General features: G+C 60.5%; 14 protein-coding genes. 7 read left to right on the top strand and 7 right to left on the bottom strand.

The window, feature by feature from the left end; translation table 11 throughout:
• Positions 1 to 44: 44 nt before the first annotated feature.
• Both ACA079_RS10670 and ACA079_RS10665 read right to left on the bottom strand, forming a co-directional pair.
• Positions 45 to 1,136 (bottom strand): VOC family protein, encoded by a 1,092-nt coding sequence (locus ACA079_RS10670; RefSeq protein WP_497703414.1) that lies wholly within the window; start codon positions 1,134 to 1,136, stop codon positions 45 to 47.
• Between the two features lie 85 nt (positions 1,137 to 1,221).
• Positions 1,222 to 1,836, bottom strand: coding sequence for a TetR/AcrR family transcriptional regulator (locus ACA079_RS10665; protein WP_497703413.1), 615 nt, complete (start codon positions 1,834 to 1,836; stop codon positions 1,222 to 1,224).
• Positions 1,837 to 2,063: 227 nt separating this feature from the next.
• Here ACA079_RS10665 and ACA079_RS10660 point away from each other — a divergent pair, with 227 nt between their 5' ends.
• Positions 2,064 to 3,302, top strand: a complete 1,239-nt coding sequence (locus ACA079_RS10660) for an NADH:flavin oxidoreductase/NADH oxidase family protein (RefSeq protein ID WP_497703412.1) — start codon at positions 2,064 to 2,066, stop codon at positions 3,300 to 3,302.
• 4 nt (positions 3,303 to 3,306) lie between these two features.
• Here ACA079_RS10660 and ACA079_RS10655 read toward each other — a convergent pair whose 3' ends face one another.
• A complete protein-coding gene (locus tag ACA079_RS10655; RefSeq protein WP_497703411.1) occupies positions 3,307 to 3,954 on the bottom strand; it encodes a TetR/AcrR family transcriptional regulator in 648 nt (215 codons plus the stop codon).
• A 2-nt stretch (positions 3,955 to 3,956) separates the two neighbouring features.
• A complete protein-coding gene (mhpA, locus tag ACA079_RS10650) occupies positions 3,957 to 5,615 on the bottom strand; it encodes a bifunctional 3-(3-hydroxy-phenyl)propionate/3-hydroxycinnamic acid hydroxylase MhpA (protein WP_497703410.1) in 1,659 nt (552 codons plus the stop codon).
• Between the two features lie 276 nt (positions 5,616 to 5,891).
• On the opposite strand from mhpA, the gene ACA079_RS10645 reads away from it, so the two are divergent.
• The 5 genes from ACA079_RS10645 to ACA079_RS10625 all read left to right on the top strand — a co-directional run bounded on the left by ACA079_RS10645 (position 5,892) and on the right by ACA079_RS10625 (position 14,993).
• Positions 5,892 to 8,789, top strand: a complete 2,898-nt coding sequence (locus ACA079_RS10645) for an AAA family ATPase (RefSeq protein ID WP_497703409.1) — start codon at positions 5,892 to 5,894, stop codon at positions 8,787 to 8,789.
• 121 nt (positions 8,790 to 8,910) lie between these two features.
• Positions 8,911 to 9,126: a hypothetical protein gene (locus tag ACA079_RS10640; protein ID WP_497703408.1), complete on the top strand. Its 216-nt coding sequence runs from the start codon at positions 8,911 to 8,913 to the stop codon at positions 9,124 to 9,126.
• Positions 9,127 to 9,243: 117 nt separating this feature from the next.
• A complete protein-coding gene (locus ACA079_RS10635; RefSeq protein ID WP_497704303.1) occupies positions 9,244 to 10,758 on the top strand; it encodes a TolC family protein in 1,515 nt (504 codons plus the stop codon).
• Between the two features lie 30 nt (positions 10,759 to 10,788).
• Positions 10,789 to 11,901 carry an efflux RND transporter periplasmic adaptor subunit gene (locus ACA079_RS10630; protein ID WP_497703407.1) on the top strand — a complete coding sequence of 371 codons (1,113 nt, stop codon included), beginning with the start codon at positions 10,789 to 10,791 and terminating at the stop codon, positions 11,899 to 11,901.
• Entirely contained in the window at positions 11,898 to 14,993 is a 3,096-nt protein-coding gene (locus ACA079_RS10625) for an efflux RND transporter permease subunit (protein ID WP_497703406.1), read from the top strand. Before ACA079_RS10630 ends, ACA079_RS10625 begins: the two co-directional genes overlap by 4 nt.
• Positions 14,994 to 15,173: 180 nt before the next feature.
• On the opposite strand, the gene ACA079_RS10620 is transcribed toward ACA079_RS10625, so the two are convergent.
• The 3 genes from ACA079_RS10620 to ACA079_RS10610 form a co-directional block, all read right to left on the bottom strand.
• The gene (locus tag ACA079_RS10620; protein ID WP_497703405.1) at positions 15,174 to 16,382 is read right to left on the bottom strand and encodes an MFS transporter; all 1,209 of its coding nucleotides are present in this window, start codon (positions 16,380 to 16,382) and stop codon (positions 15,174 to 15,176) included.
• Positions 16,383 to 16,744: 362 nt separating this feature from the next.
• Positions 16,745 to 17,590 (bottom strand): nitrilase family protein, encoded by an 846-nt coding sequence (locus tag ACA079_RS10615; RefSeq protein WP_497703404.1) that lies wholly within the window; start codon positions 17,588 to 17,590, stop codon positions 16,745 to 16,747.
• A complete protein-coding gene (locus ACA079_RS10610) occupies positions 17,587 to 19,086 on the bottom strand; it encodes a purine-cytosine permease family protein (RefSeq protein ID WP_497703403.1) in 1,500 nt (499 codons plus the stop codon). The genes ACA079_RS10615 and ACA079_RS10610 overlap by 4 nt, the downstream gene beginning before the upstream one ends.
• A 147-nt stretch (positions 19,087 to 19,233) precedes the next feature.
• On the opposite strand from ACA079_RS10610, the gene ACA079_RS10605 reads away from it, so the two are divergent.
• Positions 19,234 to 20,136, top strand: a complete 903-nt coding sequence (locus tag ACA079_RS10605) for a LysR family transcriptional regulator (protein WP_497703402.1) — start codon at positions 19,234 to 19,236, stop codon at positions 20,134 to 20,136.
• Positions 20,137 to 20,167: the final 31 nt, after the last annotated feature.

Raw genomic sequence — 20,167 nt, 5'->3', positions numbered from 1 at the left:
CCCGCCGGCCAAACCGGGTTGAGTTGTCCGACATGGCGGCAGCTCTACCCGAACATCCGCATGAGTGTTATCAACTTGCGAATGGTCAGGTCCGGGCTGCGTCGCAGGTTGCGGATCAGCAGACGCACATTGGTCAAGTTCATCTTGGGTTTTGTAAAACTCTTGGGCATGCGCTGACCCCACTGGGCCATTGCCTCGGGGCTTACCGGATGAATGCCCGTCGGCCGAGCGGCCGTGAAAATATCCCCGTCGCAGTAATGCTCGTGCTTATCGCCCCATGGGTCTTGCCAGTAATCGAAGATCTGACTGCCCAGAATGTGTCGGCCGATTCCCCATGAGTGTTCCCAACCGCGCTCGCGCAGGACGCGCTGTCCCATTCCCACCGCGTCTGCATCGACGACTTCATAGGCGCTATGGCTGTAGGTAGCCATGAACCCTTGGGCAATCGCGAGCGTATGGTGATCCGCGGGAATGTCACCGAGATCAAGGCGCATGAAAGTGACGATAGGCGTGCCATCGGGGAGTACCTGCACATCGCTGGGAATAAACCCGAAATGCTGCGTATACCAGGCACAGGTCGCTTGATAGTCGGCCACTTCAATAACGATGTGCCCGAGCTTAAGTACTTCAGGGGGAGCAATCGGCGGGCGCTGCGTGGCGTTGATTCGCAGTTGTTCCTGCGCCAGATTCCAGTGCAGAGGCGCTCTATATGCCAGCGTCTTGCCTGGCGTCTGGTCGCAAACGGCTTCCACAATGAAACCGGACGGATCCGTCAGTCTGACGTAATACCCTTTACCCGGATGTTCCGATTGCTCGACCGATGACGCACCCGGGATTCGAGTGAGCTTTTTCAGATCTTCCAGGGACTGCACTGCAAGTCCGAACCCGATAAAACGTGCATGTTCGGCCCGTTGGACACGGTAACAATAGGCAGTGGCTTCGGTGGCCCGCAGATAAAGCGTATCGGCCTCCTGCCGGCTTACCGTCAGGCCGAAGTCGGTCAGGAAACGCGCCGCCTCATTCAAGTCTGGCCGTTGGAAGATCAGGTGAGTCAGATCCTGGGCCTTTACCGTCGGCTGCGGATGCCGCGCGGGGTGTGGTGTCGCCAACCGGTGCAATTCGTTTTTGTTGTTCATTGTTGTTGTTTTCCGGGTTTTTAGGGCAAAGCGGTCCCGAACCCCTGAAAACTCAGGGGTTTATCCAGTCAAGTCAGTTACGAGTTCAGTCGAGAGATGGAAGTGCCGGCAACTCTTGGGTCGCCAACGCACGCGCCTCCTCTGGCGGCACGCCCAATGCGCGCAATACCAGTTCGGCGGTATCAGAGCCCGACTCGCGCCACGTTCTGTGACCTTCCAGTACCAGGAAAATCGAGCCGAGCACGCTGCTCGATATCATCGTCAGTACCGAGAGCAATTGCTCCTGCTGAAACGTGTAGCGCCCAGTGGTAAGCCCGCTAAGAAGATCCTTGGTCGCCTGGCTGCTGAACATTTCGCGCAACGCAGAATTGCTCATGGCGAATTTATGGATGAACGCGCCCCACTGGGAGTCTTCGTGGGCTCGGCGAATGAAGAATCGAATGCCATTGGCCAGGCGATGAGCTGGATCCGAGAGGGAATTGAAGCTCTTGTTGACGCGCTCATGCATCTCCCTCGCGAGATGGCTGGCGACCGCCTCGAACAGGTTTTCCATGCTGTCGATGTTGCTATAGACCGTTCCGCGCGCCACACCTGCCTCTTGGGCGAGGTCGAGGATGTTCACTTGTGAGGTGCCTCTTTCAGCGAACAGGCGAAAGGCGGCTTGATGAATACGGCGCTGTGTTGGATTCAGGGATTCCACGGTTCTCTCTCCAGGATTACCTTATGGACCGATTGAACACTCGTGTTCATTTTACGTCAACCATATTTTTTAGCGGTTTGGTTTTTCTGTCTGAAAACCGGCCTTAATCCCAATAATCTGGATACAAGGATCGATGTCGCCGGATCAACAAAAGCCCTTCACATTGACATAATTGAACACGCGTGTTCAATTATGCTGGCCAACTTTTACCAGCTGAAGGACAGAACATGACCGGCTCAAAGCTCTTCAAACCGCTTCGATTGCCCAACGGCACGGTGATTCCAAACCGAATCGCCAAGGCCGCCATGGAGGAGAACCTTGCTGATGAGGAACACGCTCCTGGGGAAGCGCTGGTTAAGCTCTACCAGCGTTGGGCGGAGGGTGGTGCCGGTCTGATCATCACTGGCAACGTCATGGTTGACCGTCACGCCTTGACCGGACCCGCTGGCGTAGTGCTTGAGGACGATCGGAACCTGGGCAAATTCAAGCTATGGGCCGATGCCTGCCGCAGTCGCGGGGCTCAGGCCTGGATGCAAATCAATCATCCCGGACGGCAGCTATTGGCTTCAATGGGGCAACCGGCAAGGGGCCCCTCCGCCGTTGCGGTCGATATCCCCGGACTGTCAAAAGCGTTTGTGCCGCCCAGGGCCTTGAATGAGCAGGAGATCGAAGAGCTGATTGAGCGCTATACCCAAGCGGCAGTGTTGGCGGAGCGCGCCGGATTCACCGGCGTGGAAATTCACGCAGCGCATGGCTATCTATTCAGCCAATTCCTTTCCCCCCTGACCAATCAGCGTGATGACCGCTGGGGTGGCAGCCTGGAAAACCGCGCGCAAATTCTATTGAAAACCATCGACGCGATACGTCAGCGAGTAGCACCGATTTTTTGCGTCGCTGTGAAGCTCAATTCCGCGGATTTTCAGCGCGGCGGTTTCGATGCCGAAGATGCGGCTCGCGTGGTGGAAATGCTGAACGCCAAGGCGGTCGACCTGGTCGAGCTGTCGGGTGGCAGCTACGAAAGCCCGGCCATGCAAGGGCAGACCCGCGATGGCAGCAGCCTGGCTCGAGAAGCCTATTTTCTCGAGTTCGCAGAAAAAATAGGAGAAATAGCGCGCATGCCGCTGATGGTCACCGGCGGCGTGCGTAGAAAGGAGGTGGCGGAGCGAGTGGTGAGCGGCTCAGTATCGATGGTCGGACTTGCCACTGCATTGGCAATCGAGCCAGCCCTGCCGAGACAGTGGATGGCAGGTCGGGACACCAAAGTGGAGCCCATTGTCGTTCAATGGAAGAACAAGGCGCTGGCATCGCTTGCAGTGGCATCGGTAATCAAGAAGCAGCTCGGCTTGCTGAGTCAAGGGAAGCGGACAAAACCCGGGACGTCGCCACTCATGGCATTGATCGGCAATCAACTGAAGGCTCGTCGCCAGGCGAAGAACTATCGGCAATGGATTGATCAAGCCAGGTAGAGGATCAGGCCGGTAGAGGTTTGCCGGCTATTTTCCTGGCTCTGGCAGGTGTTACGCCCAGAGCCTGGAGCACCATTTCGGCGACCCGCAGATCGTGCTCCGCCACTGCACGTCCCTCGACAACTGAGCGCATCGCTCCGGTTGTGCAGGATAAGACGATGTCCAGAGCGACCCCTTCGTCCTCGTAAGCAAACGTGCCCGCACGCAGTCCTTCACGCAGATCGCCCAGTACATGGTCAGCCAAACGCGAGCGCATTGCCTGGTCGAAATGGATGATGCGCAGCAGCGCATTGGCCCATTCGTGGTCGTCGGCGGCCCGACATACAAACATGCGAACACCAATCGAAAGCCGCTGCGCACCGCATTGCACGTCCGAGTTCAAGACGGAAATGGCGTCAGAAAACTCGGCGGCCATGGCAATGCCCACCGCCTCGAGTACTTCGTCGCGCGTTCGAAAATAGTTGTAGATGGTGCCGTTGGATACCGCTGCTTCCGCGGCGACCTCGAGCAGCGCGATCTCCCCCACTTCCTTACGTGCGACAAGACGCAATGCCGCGTCCACCAGGCCGCGACGGGTGCGCTCACGTTTCTTGTGACCTCTCGTGAGAGGTTCTGGCGCATCAGCTTCTAAAGGAAGAGTGGGGGAATGCATGATCAAGCTCGCAATCTAGTGGGCTCGTTGATGGTAACGGAAACGCTATCAGGTGTGGCATCTTCGCTAGCCAGCAAGCCCCGGCAGTCACGAAGGAGACTGCCTGCCTCTGCGCCAGGGGCGTGGTGCATGATGATCCGGTCGGGACGTACCGCGACAAGCGTTCCTTTAGGAGCCAGCGGCAGGATGTCATGGTTCATGTCTTCGATGAAGTCACAGCTGCCGCCGGAGCGCTGACCGCGTGTTCTGACCTCCAGGAAGTGGCCTCCCATTTTTTCCCAGGAAACGATCTGCTCAGTGGTTAGCAGGGACAACGGGTCAACACCGAATCCAACCAGGGTCAGGTTGTCTCCAAGAGCATCGTCGCTCAGTTTGATCTGCTTTTGCATATTGCGAGTCCAGGCCTGGGGAAACAGGCTGCCACGTACCAGCTTGTCGCCCCGGCGATGCTGCACGAACAAGCCGTTTTTGAAGGTGTTCTTCGGCTTGATGTCCAACTGTTCGAAGTACCTCCTGGTAGCGGGAGTCAACGCCAGCATGCGCATCAGGCCGTGGATAAAGAAAGCTGCGATCTTGTTCTTGGGCATCACCATGCGGCCCATGAGTTTCGCCAGATTGATCATCGCCTGGGCATGGGGGCGGCGCTCTACGTCATAGGTATCGAGTATTGCAGGCGCGGCATGGCCGCGAAGGACCCAGGCCAGTTTCCAGGCAAGGTTGGCGCCATCTCGAAGTCCCGCTACGAGGCCTTGCCCGACAAAAGGAGGGGTGATGTGCGCTGCGTCCCCGGCGAGGAAGACACGTCCCTTGCTGAATCTGTTGCAGCAACGCGCGTGGAATCGATACACCGCCTTGCGCTCGATTTGCAGCTCCTGCGGGTTGATCCATGGCGCGATCAGCCGGGCTATGCTTTCCGGGCTTTCCAGCTCTTCCCGGGATTCACCGGGTTGCAGCATGAACTCCCAACGCTCCCTGCCGCCGGGTGCGGGCATGTGCGGCGTTGGGCGCCGCGGATTACAGAGAAACTCAACGTGATCAATCGCTGACTTATGCCGGTTCATGACATCGACAATCAGCCAATCCTCCGCATAGGTCTGTCCTTCGAACTCCTGGCCAATCAGAGCCCTGACCCTGGAGCTTGCGCCATCCGCACCGACCAGGTACTGGGCGCGAACAGAATGCGATTGCCCATTCTGATCCCGTACGGAGGCGACGACGCAATCCGACTCCTCGACCAGACTCTCAAGCTCGAAGCCACCCAGGCTGGTTACGGTTTTAAGCCTTGAAACCTGGCCGCGCATCGCGTGTTCGAGGTCGGGTTGATAGAACGTCACAAGCTTGGGATGGCCGTCGATACACCCTTCAGTATTGGCTCGACCGAACTGCCCGAGTACCGGGGAGTGCATCTTCACTTCGGGGATAACGATCTTCTCGAAAGCGTCTTCCGACAAACCGGCGAGTTGCAGGATGCGCAGCGCCTCGTTGTCCAGAGCGATGGCACGAGGCATCAGTACGACCTCGTGGGTCTTGTCCAGTACCAGGGTTGTTACCCCATAGCGACCGAGCAGCGCCGCGATTGTTGCACCTACCGGACCGTATCCGACGACCAGCACGTCGACGGCGGAGGGAGGCAATTCGGAAACTTTCTTATTGTTGTTCATCTTGAGCCCTTGTTGTGATTGAAGTCGTGAGGCACGCAGGTCTCATCGTCAGGCAGGGTCAAGGTATTCAATATTGAAACTAATTTCAATATTGATATTTCTGTCATTAAATTTTTGAGATCATTACCGCACCACGATGAGGCCATGTGGGGCTGTGCCGAAGGCCAGTTTCCGACCGGTGAGGCTTGGCTTCTCAGCCGATCAGCGTTGTTATTGGAGTGACCACGTGCCATGCCTCACGAGGGCACACCCATGTTTTAGTTTTAGGAATCAATCGTGGCGCGTCCGCAGCCTCAACCGAATCCAGCCCAGCTCCGCTTCGTCGAGTTCGAACTCGACGAAGCCAACGCCTGCTTGTTACGCAACGGAGAAGCCGTGGCGGTGGCGCCAACGCCATTCACGCTGCTGTGCGTACTTGCACGCCAGCCGGGATCGCTTGTGTCCAAGGATGCCTTGCTTGATGCCGTGTGGGGGCATCGGTTCGTCAGCGATTCGGTGCTGAAGACGGCCATCAGCGATCTGCGCAAGGTGCTGGGCGACGACCCCAGGCAGCCCCGCTATATCGAGACCGTGTCGCGACGCGGCTATCGCTTCATCGCCGCGCCCTCCCCTGCACCTTCGATGCCGCCAGCATCCGCGACGGTGCCGGCGGCCGGCGCGCATCCATCACCGCCATTCATCGGTCGCACCGACGAGATCTCAAGACTGCAACGGGCGTGGGAGCGGGCAGACGGCGGCCAGCGTGCAGTGGTCTGGCTCGCTGGAGAACCGGGGATCGGCAAGACCACATTAATCGAACATTTCCTCACCAGCCTTGGCAGGATCGCCTGCGCACGCGGCCATTGCGTGGAGCACTACGGCGCCGGCGAGCCGTATCTGCCGGTGCTGGAGGCGTTAGCCGATCTGTGCCGCAGCGACCCCACCCTGCCGGCGCTGATGCGCGCCGTGGCACCGACGTGGCTGCTGCAACTCCCGTGGCTGAGTACCACGCAGGAGAAAGACGCGTTGCGGCGCGAGCTTGCCGGCGTCGGCCCGGATCGCATGCTGAGGGAAATGGGCGAATTGCTGGACCGCTACACGGAGCAGCGACCGCTGATGCTGGTGACCGAAGACCTGCACTGGAGCGATCGGGCGACAGTCCAGCTCATCAACTATGTGGCGCGGCGACGTAGCGGCACGCGGCTGATGTGGCTGTCGAGCTTCCGCCTCGCCGAGGTGGTTGCGCTCGATCACCCGCTCAGCTCATTGCGCCACGAACTGCGTCTGCAACGTCTGTGCGAGGAAGTAGTGCTCGATCCGTTCTCGGAAACCGAGGTCGCTGACTATGTGGCGCTGCGTTCGGCCTCTCTGGCGTGCGATGAAGCCTTCGTGCGTGCCCTGCACGAGCGCACTGATGGTGTGCCGCTGTTCGTATCGTCAGTCATCAGTGAAGTGATGAACCCAACAGACGACGATGCCACCATCGAGGCTCGGCTTGCGGATCTGGCGGTTCCCGAAAACCTCGCAGCCATCATTGATCACTACATTGCCAAGCTTGGGCCGGAGCAGCGTGCGCTGCTTTCGGTCGCAGCGGTGTGCGGGGTCGAATTCCGAATCGAGACGGTTTCACTGGCCCTCGAGCGCGACCTCGCTTCGGTGGCCCACGCCTGTGAAGAGCTGATTCGCGAGCAGGTTTGGCTTATACGGTCACGGACCACGGAAGGTGAAGAGACGGAAGAGCTACCCCATTCTTTCCGACATGCGCTTTTCCGCCAGGTGCTGTACGACCGCACGCCGCGCTCATTGCGCACCCAGCTCCATCGCCAGGTTGGCACTGCCCTCGAACGCGAGCGCGCAGTCGGCGTACCGGTTGCGGCCTCGGAGCTGGCGATGCATTTCGACCGGGCTCGGCAGCCGATGATTGCGCTGCGTTACTACGCCGAGGCCGCGGAGGCCGCGCTACTGCACTTCAGCCCGGACTTGTGCATTGGCCTCACTGAGCGCGCCTTGGTCCTGTTGATGCAGGCTCCCGAAGGGACGGAGCACAATGCGCTCGAAATTACCCTGGCCACGCTGCAAGGGGTTTCGGCTTTCCACATGTTCGGTGTCGGCAGCGAAGCCAAGAGCGCCTTCGAACGTGCGTACAGGCTGCTGGCGGATGTACCCGAGCATCCAATGCGTGGTCGCTTGCTGCACGGTTTCGGCTATCTGCTCGGTCTGCGCGGCGACTATGCGCTGGCGCTGGAAGTAGCGGAACGTGCCGAAGCCCTCTCCTGCGACACAAATGATCAAGAGCTCATGCTGGCGGCGTGCATCGTGCAGGGCGAGGTGCATCACCTCCAGGGACGCACGCAGACGACCCGCCGCTGGCTAGAGCGCGCCCTCGCGATCGCTGAGCCACTGGACATCGGGACGAACGAGATTTTTGCGGCTGATCCTCAGGTCATGCTGCACGGCATGCTGGCGATAGAACTCGTGCGTTCTGGCCTGCTTGAGCAAGCCCGAGTCCACAGGCAGCAGGCGCGGGTTCGCGCGCAGGCGTTGCGCCAGCCCATGACCTGGCTGGTCGCCGCCTGGCACGAGGTGTTGATCGAGGTGAGGATGGGGAACCATGTGCGTGTAGCAGCGCTGGCTGACGACATGCAAAAGTTAGTCGATGAATATTCGCTCGCACTGGGGCGTACGGCTTGCCGCTGGTGGCACGGTTGGGCCGACGCGCGCAGCGGCTCCCCGAGCGACGGCTACCGTCGCATCCGCGAGGCTTACGAAGAACACGCCGGACTCGGCATGCGTTCCGGTGCCAGCGAGGTACTCGGCTACGCCGCCGAGGCGCTGCTGCTGGCAGGCGATTACAACACAGCGCAAGTCGAGCTACAGGAAGCATTACGGGTGGGAGAGGAATTGGGCGAGCGCGTATACCTGCCGCAGTTATTGCTGCTAGAGGCAGCGATCGCGCGAGCGCAGGGTCGGCCCGACGCCGGCATCGCAGCGGTGCGGCGCGCGGTTGAAGAAGCTCGCGCCCAGGAAGCACCGTGGCTGGAGCTGCAAGCGCTGGTCGAACTGTGCGAGCACCCTGACGCTATGGCCGAGGACCACCAGGCATTGTCGACGCTGATTGACCAGTCACCCGAAACTGACGGAACCGAGCTGGCGAAACGTGCGCGCTCGCTGATTCACCCTGCCAAGCCGACTTGAAGCGACGCGATTTCTCTGCGGTAAGAGTTACTGTCCCGACCGAAGTCTGACCTTTCGCTTACGACTCGCCTCAGGGGGCGGCCTACGCTGTCGTCGAACTTTCTTGATCCCCTGGTCTGCGATGAGCCTGAACCCTGAATCCAAATACCCGAGCCGCCGCTCGTACGTAGTGAAGCTGCGTAGCGACGCCGCGCCGGGGGCCCTGGTGGGCCGCCTCGAAAACCTGGTCACCGGACGACAGCGCGAGTTTTCCTCCGCCGAAGAGCTGCTGGAGTCGATTGCCTCGGACCTCGCGTTGGCAGCCGGAGAGCACACGGCCGATTCCGGCGACGAGTGACGCCTCCACCACGAACGAGCGCTCGATATGGCGACCGAACGGCGACCCTTCGCTGACGACTTCGCGCACACCGAGCCCTACGCTGATGCCACCTCGAATCTTCACGAGTCCAATCTGATGCCGCGACTTCCAACTTTCCATCTGTTGACCCGCAACGGGCAGACGCCCCTGCAATATGCCGAACGCATGGTCAGCATCGTCACGGGGGCAGCGCTCGCCGCGTCTGTTGCCCTGCTCTTGACAGGTTGCTCCACGGAGGTGCTCACGCCGTCGGTAGACCTGCCGAGCAACTTCTCCGCGAGCACGGCCTCCGAAATGGAACCCGAGGCGGCATGGTGGGAGGTTTACCACGACCCGGTGCTGACGGATCTGGTGCGCCGGGCAGCGCGCGAGAATCGCGACGTCAAGATTGCCGCCGAGCGCTTGCGTGCCGCGCGTGCCGGAGAAACGGTCAGCCAATCCTGGCTGTTCCCGAGCGTCGGAGCATCCGTCTCCGGCAGTGACCGCAGCACTGGCTACAACTCGGCCACGAAACAGGGTTATCCGGATACCAAGACCACCAGTGCGGGCCTGGACGTCTCGTGGGAGCTCGACCTGAGCGGCCGTCTGCGAGCCGGCGCAGCGGCGGCTGACGCCGATGCGCTAGCCGCTGAACACAGCATGCGTGGAGTGCGCCTGCTGGTGATGAGCGACGTCGTTAGCAACTACTTCACACTGGTCGGTGCGCAGCGCCAGGTCGCGACGCTTCGCGCAATCTCGGCGATGCAGGACGAGACGCTGCGCTTGGTCACCGCGCGTCAGCAGGTGGGGCTGGCATCCGCCTTCGACGTCGAACGCGCTCAGACCGACGCGTTGTCGGCGCGGGCGCAGATTCCTCCGCTGGAAACGCAGGTGGCAGTGTCCCGCCATCGTATCGCGGTGCTGATTGCCGACCAGTCCTTCAATACCGCGAACATCCAGACTTCGATTAGCGATGTGACAGTGGTGCCCGAAGCCAAGCCGGGCCAGCCCGCCGAGCTGCTGCAACGTCGACCTGACGTGCTGGCGCTGATGGCGCAACTCGATGCAGCCAATGCGCGCCGCAAGCAGGCCGCGGCCGAGTGGTTTCCGCGGCTGTTCCTCGATGCCTCCTTCGGCCGCCAGGGCTTGAGCCTGAACGGCGCCGATCTCGGCGTTGCACGCTTCACCAACGTGGCGGGCCTGCTGGCGATGCCGCTCTTCAACGCCGGGCGCACGCAAGCAATCAACGACGCTGCCGAAAGCGCTCAAAAAGAGGCGCTGCTGCGCGCCGAAGACGGCATCGTACGGGCGCTCGAGGATGTGGAGAACGCCCTCGTCACGCTTGCGCAAGAGCGGCGCCGCGCCGGGTCTCTGCAATTGGCCGCCGCGTCCGCCGAGGCTGCGCAGAACCGCGCCCAGTCGCTCTATAACCGCGGGCAGATTGACCTGTTGCCGCTGCTGGATTCGCAGCGGGCGCGCCTGGCGGCCCGCTTGAACTCCAACGAAAGCAACACCCGCCTGCTGATCGATAGCGTCCAGCTCTACAAGGCACTGGGCGGAGGCTGGCAGGTGTTCGAACAACCCTCCAATCCAACCGCATCCGCCAAAGCCGACCGGCCACCACTTTCCTAAGAATCTGTCGTTTTCCAAAGAGGAACCGCCTTGAAAACCTCCCTTACTGCGGCCGGCGCCTTGGCCGTAGCCGTCATGCTGTCCGCGTGTAGCCCCGACCAGCCCACCGTGCAGGCACCACGACCGGTGCGCACCGTTGCAATCAGCTACGACAATGCCCGCGACATCAGTCGCTATGTGGGCACCGTACAGTCGCGACATGAAGTCGACCAGGCCTTCCGCGTGGGTGGCAAGGTAGCCCAGCGCAAGGTCGATGTAGGCCAATTTGTACGTGAAGGCGACATCCTGGCTGTACTGGATGACAGCGACTACCGCCTCGCTGAGGAAGCGTCACGACAACAGTGGACGGTTGCCGTCGAGCAGACGCGCCAGGCCGACTCGGACCGCCAGCGCCTGACCGCGCTGAAGGCTGACGGCTCGGTCAGTGCGGCCGACGCCGAACGCGCGCAAACCAATGCCCAAACCGCGCATGCGACCGCCGAGGCCGAGGCTCGAAAGCTCGAGCTTGCGCGCAACCGGCTCAAGTACACCCTGCTGCGGGCCTCGCGTAGCGGTGTCGTCACGGCTATGCGCTTTGAGGCAGGCCAGGTCGTGGCGGAGGGCCAATCGGTTATCTCGATCGCGAATCCGGATGAATCGGAGATCGTCATCGACGTGCCCGAAGATCAGTTGTCCGTCTTCAAGGACGCGCAGTTCAAGGCCTCGCTGGCCAGTGCGCCGAACGAGACCTTCGATGTCACGCTGCGCGAGCTGTCGCCGCAGGCTGCAGCGCAGACGCGTACCTATCGCGCGCGGCTCAAGCCGATGCAGGCGCTGCCGCTGGGCGCCACTGCCACGGTCATGGCCGAGCGCGAGATGACCAGTGTCTCGGTAGCGGCGGTACCCGCCACGGCACTGACGCAAATCGGCGGTCAGCCGGCGCTGTGGGTGGTCACGCCCGCGGGCAAGGATCCGGCAGGCATCGTCGAACTGGAGCGTGTGGCCGTTTGGGGCTACCGCAACGACGAGGTGCTCGTCTCCGGGCCGCAGGCCGGCGCATTGGTCGTCACCGCCGGGGTCCAGAAGATGACGTCCGGACTGAAAGTCGCCCTCCCCAACACGGCGATCGTTGACGCGAACACCACGCAGCAGGCCACCCGATGAACAACTTCAACCTCACCGACTGGGCGCTGCGCCATCGCGCCATTGTTCTGTTCATGCTCCTCATTGTCGCGGTGGCTGGCGCCTTCAGCTTCACCCGACTCGGCCAGCTCGAGGATCCGAACTTTTCCGTGCCTTCCATGACCGCCATGGTCATCTGGCCGGGCGCCACTGCCCAGCAGTTGCAGGACCAGGTCCTCAACCGCATGGAGAAGAAATTCGAACAGATCGACAACTTCGAGAAGGTGGTCACCTACGCGCGGCAAGGCTATGCAGGCATGACGCTCACCGTGCGCGGCGGCACTTCCAAGGCTGACCAGCGCGAAGCCTGGTATCAGGCGCGCAAGAAACTCAACGACCTGAGCCTCGAGATGCCTGACGGCGTGATCGGCCCGATCCTGAACGACGAGTACGGCGACGTGTATGGCCTGATGTACGCCATCAAGGGCGACGGCGTCGGTCACGCCGACCTGTCGCACGCGGCCGAGGACATCAAGCGCCAGATGCTGAAGGTGCCGATGGTCAAGAAGATCGATCTCATCGGCAAGCAGGCCGAGCGTGTCTACGTCGAGTTCTCGCACGAGCGCCTGGCCGCACTGGGCATCACACCACTGGCCATTGCCGAAAGCCTCAAGAGCCAGAACGCCATGGTGCCCGCAGGCCAGATCGACACCCATGGCGACCGCGTTATGGTACGTGTGAGCGGCCAGTTCGCCAGCGAAGCGGCTATCCGCAACGTGCCCATCGCCGCGGGCGGCCGGCAGATCAAGCTCGGCGACATTGCGACCGTTACACGTGGTTTCGAGGATCCGCCCACCTACACGGTCCGCCACAACGGCCAGCCAGTGCTGATGCTCGGCATCACGATGACCAGCGACGGCAACATCGTGGACCTTGGCAAGGCGATGGACACGGCCGTCGCCAAGATCCAGTCTGAACTTCCGCACGGCGTGGAGCTGGAGCTGGTGGCCGACCAGCCGACCACGGTGAAGGATGCAATCCTGGACTTCGGGCGTGCGCTGGCCGAGGCGCTGATCATCGTGATCGCGGTGAGCCTCGCCAGCCTGGGCTGGCGCGCCGGCCTCGTGGTCGCGGCCACGGTGCCGCTGGTGCTGGGCGGCGTGGCGCTGGTGATGCTGGCGATGGGCTGGAACCTTGAGCGCATCTCGCTCGGCTCACTGATTATCGCGTTGGGACTGCTGGTGGATGACGCCATCATCGCCATCGAGATGATGGTGGCGAAGATGGAAACCGGCATGGACCGCGTGAAGGCGGCCGCCTTTTCCTATCAGTCCACCGCCATGCCGCGCCTGACCGGCGCACTCATTACCGTCGTGGGCTTCCTGCCGATCGGCCTCTCGAAGTCCACCACCGGCGAGTACGCGGGTGGCATTTTCTGGATCGTTGGCGCCGCGGTGCTGTTCTCGTGGATCTGTTCCGGCATCTTCACGCCGTACCTGGCGGTCAAGATGCTGCCCAACGACTTGGGCACGCACCAGCACGCGGATCCGCACGACACCAAGTTCTATCGCAGCCTGCGCCGCCTGATCGACGCCGCCATCGAGCGCCGCTGGGTGGTCATCGGTGCGACGGTTGGCGCTCTGGTACTTGCTCTGGCCTGTATCAAGCTGGTGCCGCAGCAGTTCTTCCCCAACAGTTCGCGTCCTGAACTGGTCATTGATCTGCGCGTGAAGGAAGGTTCCTCGTTCGCCGCGACGACCGAGCAGGTCAAGCACATGGAGGAGATCCTGGCGAAAGATGAGGACGTGCGTTTCTATACCGCCTACACCGGCGCCGGTGCACCGCGTTTCTATCTCTCGCTCAACCCCGAGCTGCCCAATCCGGGTTTTGCCCAGTTCGTTGTGATGACCAAGGACCTGGATGCACGCGAGCGGGTACGTGCGCGACTGGTGGCCTCGGCTGACCAACAATTCCCACAGGCGTGGGTGCGCGTGACCCGGCTCGAGTTGGGGCCACCTGTCGGCTACCCGGTGCAGTTCCGCGTCGTAGGCCCCGATACCCAGGTGGTGCGCAAGATCGCCCGCGACGTGGAGAAAGTGGTTGCGTCCAACCCGAAGGTGCGCGACCTCCAACTCGACTGGAACGACCCGGTTCGAACGCTGAAAGTGGAGCTTGATCAGGACAAGGCGAGCGCGCTTGGCCTTACGCCGGCCGATGTGTCGCTGGCGACCCAGACCGTGATGAACGGCGCAACCTTGTCGCAGCTGCGTGAGCACGAGGACCTGATCGACATCGTGGCCCGTGCCGTGCCAGAGGAACGCTTGAACCTCGACACACTGAAAGACATTAACCTCTACACGCGCCAAGGCACGGTGGTGCCGCTGTCGCAAGTCGCACAGGTGCGCTCTGAACTGGAGGAGCCAGTACTGTGGCGCCGCAATCGCGACATGGCGATCACTGTGCGTGCCGACGTGAATGATGGTGAGCAGGGTGTATCGGTGACGCAGGAAATCCAGCCGTTGCTTAAGGACATCGAAGCCAAGCTGCCGACGGGTTACCGCATCGACGTGGGCGGAGCCGTTGAGGAAAGTGACAAGGCCAACAAGGCGCTGCTCGCGGTGGCCCCGCTGATGATGATCACCATCCTGCTGTTACTCATGCTGCAACTGCAGAACTTCTCCCGCATGTGGATGGTAGTGCTGACTGCACCGCTGGGCTTGATCGGCGTGGTTCCGGCGCTGCTGGTGTTCCAGTCGCCGCTGGGTTTCGTCGCGATCCTGGGCATCATCGCACTGGGTGGCATGATCATGCGCAACGCGGTGATCCTGATCGATCAAGTACAAATCGAGATCGCCGAAGGGCGCGACCCGTGGAACGCTGTGCTGGATGCCGCCATTCACCGAGCCCGACCGGTGATGCTGACGGCGCTGGCCACCGTGCTTGCAATGATCCCGCTCACGCGCAGTGTGTTCTGGGGACCGATGGCAATTGCGATCATGGGCGGTCTTACCGTGGCGACGCTGCTGACGATTTTCTTCGTCCCGGCGTTGTACGCTGCATGGTTCAAGGTGGGTCGCCAGACGGCCGCTGACACTGAACAAGCGAGGGGTAACGCCTTGCTCGCTTCTGAGTGATGAGTGTCGTGGCGTTGTGCCCCCGGACCTCACCGCTATTAGAAAGGCTTGCTCAACGCCGCTTCTGAAAACAACCGAGGTCAGCCGCGAGGTCCTGCGAACGTTTATTTCTTTCGCTCCCTCGCGGCTTACAGGAAAGGCTGATGGCCAAAGGAGCTGCCCGCTGTTCCCAATTGCTAATTACTGGAAGGTCGGCTCGGCGCAAGTCGCTGATGTGGCACGAAGTGTACGCAGCCCCAACAGCACGACCACCACCATCACGAGCCCCGCGACAATGGCTACACCGAACCCTGCCCGCGCGCCATAGACGTCTATGATCAGGCCCGCTAGTACGCCACCGAGCGCTACGCCGATGCTGATGCCTGTCGTCATCCACGTTAGTCCTTCGGTGATCCTGGACGCTGGAAGAATGATCGTACCGAGATTCATGACGATGACCATAGTGGGCGCGAATGACATACCTGCCACAAAGAGCATCCCCGCAAGGGTGTAGACGTCAGGTGAGAGAATGGGCAACACGGCTGTTACTGCCGTTACCAGTATTCCAACAAAGAACTGCTTTTCAATCGGTAAGGAAACCCTTATCGCACCGAACGTCAGGCCAGCAATCATTGAGCCAAGTGCATAGGCTGCCAGGATGAAGCTGGCGGACGTTGGCCAGCCTTGTGCGTTGGCGAAGGCAACAACAGCCACATCGATTGATCCGCCAATCACCCCCATTGCCAGAAGCGCCAGAACGATGGTGCGAAGGCCGGGGATCAGTAAGGTCGAGCGTGTGCTCCGCCTGCTGCCAACGACCACCTCCGGTTCTGTCTGCCGCTGCAAGAGAAAGGCAGTCACGCCAATTACCAGTAGCACGACAGCGACAAGAGGTCCGGCTTCGGCGAAGAAGCTGATGCTCAGACCAATGGCGAGTGGCGGGCCGATAATAAAGGCGAGTTCAGTTAGAACAGTGTCCAGGGAGAAGGCCGTGTGTAATTGCGGCTTGCCACGGAAAAGCCGTGTCCAGCGTGCTCTTATCATGGCAGGCATGCTTGGCATCGTGCCCGCCAGTGCCGCAAGAATAAAAAGCAGAAAGGCCGAAGCCCTCAAATGGACAGCAATGATCAGCGCCAGCAACATGACTATGCTGAAGGCTGTAACAAAGGGCAGAACCCGACTCTGACCCCGCTGATCAACGAGTTTCGATACTTGCGGGCCGATAAGCGCATTCGCCAATGTAAACGTACCTGCGACCGCGCCAGCCAGCCAATAAACACCCGTCTGCTGCACCAACATGGTAATGATGCCGATGCCAATCATTGCCTGTGGCAGACGGGCAATGGAACTCGCGATCACTAACCCCGTGACGCCGGGGGTAGTCAGAAGTTCGCGATAGGGATTAGTCATGGTGTCTCCAAAACGTGTAACGGCCCCACTTGCATAAAGCCGATTAGCCCTGGCGTTGACTCCGCCATCGCTGAACACCGTTCTCTTAAAGATGAGTGCCGTTGCCGCAGAACTGCGCGCAACCGGCTCCTCAATAGAGGATGAGTACACAGATGATCTGAATATTCAGAAGTAAGTGGGTCGTGCATCCTTGCCTCCCAGAAGCGAATAACGTCACTTCTATCAATTGATTGCACCTACATTATGTAAGTGCAAGTCCATGGAATACCATCTATAAAACCCCCGCTTCGTGAGTTTCAGAACGTCTCCTATGGAGAAAGCTGACACCTGCCCTACCCACCTTCACAAAACGTCCACCCGCATTACTCAACCAAACTACCCAACCCATACAACTGCGACCGCCGATCCCGATGCAAATCATTACGCGCACTGATTCGCTTGTTCCGCGCCTCGGCAAGGTTCAGCGTCGCCAGCAAAATCTGCTCGCCCCCCTGCTCCGCCGGCCCTGCCACAGGGTAACCATCGGCATCGACGATCACCGAGCCCTGCACCCAACTCACCCCACGTTCATGACCATGTCGATCACAGGCGGCGATGAACATTCGGTTGACCGAGGCGTTGGCCTGGACTCGCACAACTTCGGCCGGACGCTCGGTTTGCGGCCGTGGCCCATCGGGCCAATTGACCGGTGCGCAGAGCAGGTCCGCACCGGCCAGCGCCGGGAGTCGCACCCACTCGGGGAATTCCAGGTCGTAGCAAATCAGCATGCCAATCCGTCCATGAACGGTTTCTACAACCGGCGGCGCGGCATTGCCGGCGCTGAAGATTTCGTTCTCGCCATCCCAGAGGTGCGCCTTGCGGTACACGGCGCGCAGGCCTTGGGCATCGATCATCGCCGCGCTGTTGGCCAGTTCATCGCCGGTTAACCGCTCGCAGAATCCACCCACCACGACGATGTTCAATTCCCGGGCCAGCGCCGTCCACAGACGCAAGGTCGGCCCTTCGACGGTTTCCGCCAGGGACAGGGCTTCGCTACGGTCGGCAAACAAGTAGCCGCTCTGGACCAGCTCAGGTAGCACCACCACTTGGGCGCCTTGGTAAGCCGCCGAGCGAATCGCCCGTTCGGTCAGCTTCCGGTTGTAAGCGAGGTCGCCTATTTTCGGCGCCAGTTGGCAGCAGGCGACCACGGTACTTTTGGTGCTGTTCAACGCCCCTCCTCCACAGACTGATGAGCCATGGAAACAATGTCGCTCTCGGTAATCGAGTCGATAATCCGGCGTTCGTACTCAAGGTCTATCGAACGGCTGAGGAGGTAATACGTCAGGCCCGAGACCACCAGGCCCACCAGCCAGGCGATATCAACGCCCTCAAGCATCCGCGCCAGCGGCCCGACGAACACCTCTTTACCGGCCGCCGCATCAAAGATGTAGAAGAACGGCACCATGGCGGCGAAGCCAATCAGATAAGAGACGATGCCGCGAAATTGCCAGGCGCCGTAAATGCCCTTCGGCGTGAAGAAATGCGGGATCGCGTAGCGGCCCTTGCGCACGAAGAAGTAGTCCACCAGATTGACCGCGGTCCACGGCACGAGGAAGTACAGGAGCAGCACGAGGAAGGTGTTCAACAGGGCGATGCCATCGCCTTTGATCGACAGCACACAAGTCAACAGAATGACGCTGATCGCGGAGATCGACATTACTCGGGCGCGGGGTGTTGGGGTGATTTTTTTGATCGAGTCGACACCCGTCAGCAACGTCAGCATGGCGCTGTAGGTGTTGAGCGCGATGATCGGCAGAAAGCCCGCCACCGAGACGATCACCAACACATTACCCAGGCCTGGAATCATCGAAGAGCCAACCTGATTCAGCGCCACCAGCGCATCCGCCGCTTTGAGCTGCTGAGCGAGCCAGGCGCCGAGGCCGATCATCCAGCCGCCCGACAACGACGCGCCGATGAATACGGCGGCGATCAGTTTTGGTCGACTGGTGTTTTTCGGCAGGTAACGGGAATAGTCAGAGACATAAGGCGCATAGGAAATGTTGTAGCTCGCGCCAATGGCAAACAGCGTGGCAAAGGCAATCCAGCTGAAACCCAGGTCGGTCGCCGGAGTGACACCCTCTTGCCCTGCGCCGAACATCAACGCGATGGTGACCAGCGCATACAGCGGCAACGTGGCCAGCAACGCCCACTTGAAGGCTTTGTGCATCAGGTCGTGGCCGTAGATCGACAGCAGCGCGCCGATCAGCACCACGGCGACGGCAACAATGGTCGGGTCAATACCAAACACGTGCTCGAGGCCGCTCATGATCAGCGAGATGTTCACCACGTTGAAACCGACGAACACAAACATCGTCGCCATCAACGCCAGGATCACCCCGCGATAACCAAACTGCGCACGCGACTGGATCATTTGCGGCAGGCCCATCTCCGGACCTTGCGAGCCATGAAACGCCATGAATATGGTGCCAAACATGATGCCCAGCGCACCGGCTAACATCGTCCACAGCGCTGACAAGCCGAGGCTTGGACCGACGAAACCGATGGAGATGGTGAAGAAGTGGAAGTTGCCTAGAAACCAGAAAGGGCCCTGGCTGCTGAGCTTGGCGTGACGTTCGTTTTCCGGAATGTAATCGATCGAGTGGCCTTCGATGGCCAACCCGCTGCTCGCTTCGATGGCGTGCGCAGATTGAGGGGACCCTGACATATGAGTGTTCCTATGCTGGTGATTGTTGTTTTTATGGGCAAAGCGCCGGTTTCATTGCAATGTAGGGCGTTGGCCAGGGCTGTAAAATATCGCAGGCACACTGTTCACATAGATCCACGTCTATGTAAGTAAGTATCGGGAGCACGCATGCTGGGAACTGTATCGGAGCTGGATCTGCGTTTGATCCGAGTGTTTCTGACCGTCGTTGAGGCGGGCGGGATATCGGCCGCGCAAACGGCGCTCAATACCACTCAACCCACCATCAGTGCGCAATTGGCGACCCTGGAAGCGCGGGTGGGATTTCGTCTTTGCGAGCGTGGGCGCGGCGGATTTTCGGTGACGCCCAAGGGCAGCCAGTTTGTCGAGGCGGCCCGCCGATTGCTGGCGGCTGCCGAAGGGTTCCGGGTTGAAGTCCAGCACATCAATCGCAAGGTGTCGGGCAACATCAACATCGGCTTGCTCGGTCAAATCGATCCGGTGGCCAACAAGAAAATCGCCTTGGCCATTGCGCGATTACGGTCCCGACATGAAGGGCTGTATTTCCATTTCACGGAGCTGTCGTCATCGCTGCTGGAAGAGAAAATCATCAACGGCCATATCGATCTGGCAATCGGCTATTTCTGGCACCGCCTGCCCAACATTGATTACTTTGCGTTATTCCAGGAAACCCAGATCGCCTACTGCGCCCCGACTCATCCGCTGTTCGAGCAAGTGGGCGAGCTGACCCGGGATGACGTCAGCGATTACGACTGGGTATGGCCCAGCCATCCTTTGCCGGAAATGCCGGCGCCCACCTCGATAGAACGCCTGACGGTGCTCACGGACAGCATGGACGGCGCCGCCCTGCTCATCCTGTCGGGCCAGCATTTGGGCTTTCTGCCGCAGCACTATGCGGCGAAGCATGAACAGCTGGGGCAGTTGCATCCGCTAAATCCTGAGCTGTTGCGCTATGAGGTCGGCTTTCATGCGGCGGTCAGGCATTCGGCGCGTCAGCGGGATTTGGTGAGTGCTTTTCTCACTGAGTTGATCGACATTTTCGCGGCCGTGTAAACGTCAACCCGAGGGTAAGAGCCTCGCCAGT

Source organism: Pseudomonas sp. LBUM1645, assembly GCF_059716185.1.
The sequence above is the reverse complement of the archived record's forward strand: the minus strand, read 5'-3'. Positions and strand labels throughout refer to the sequence as shown.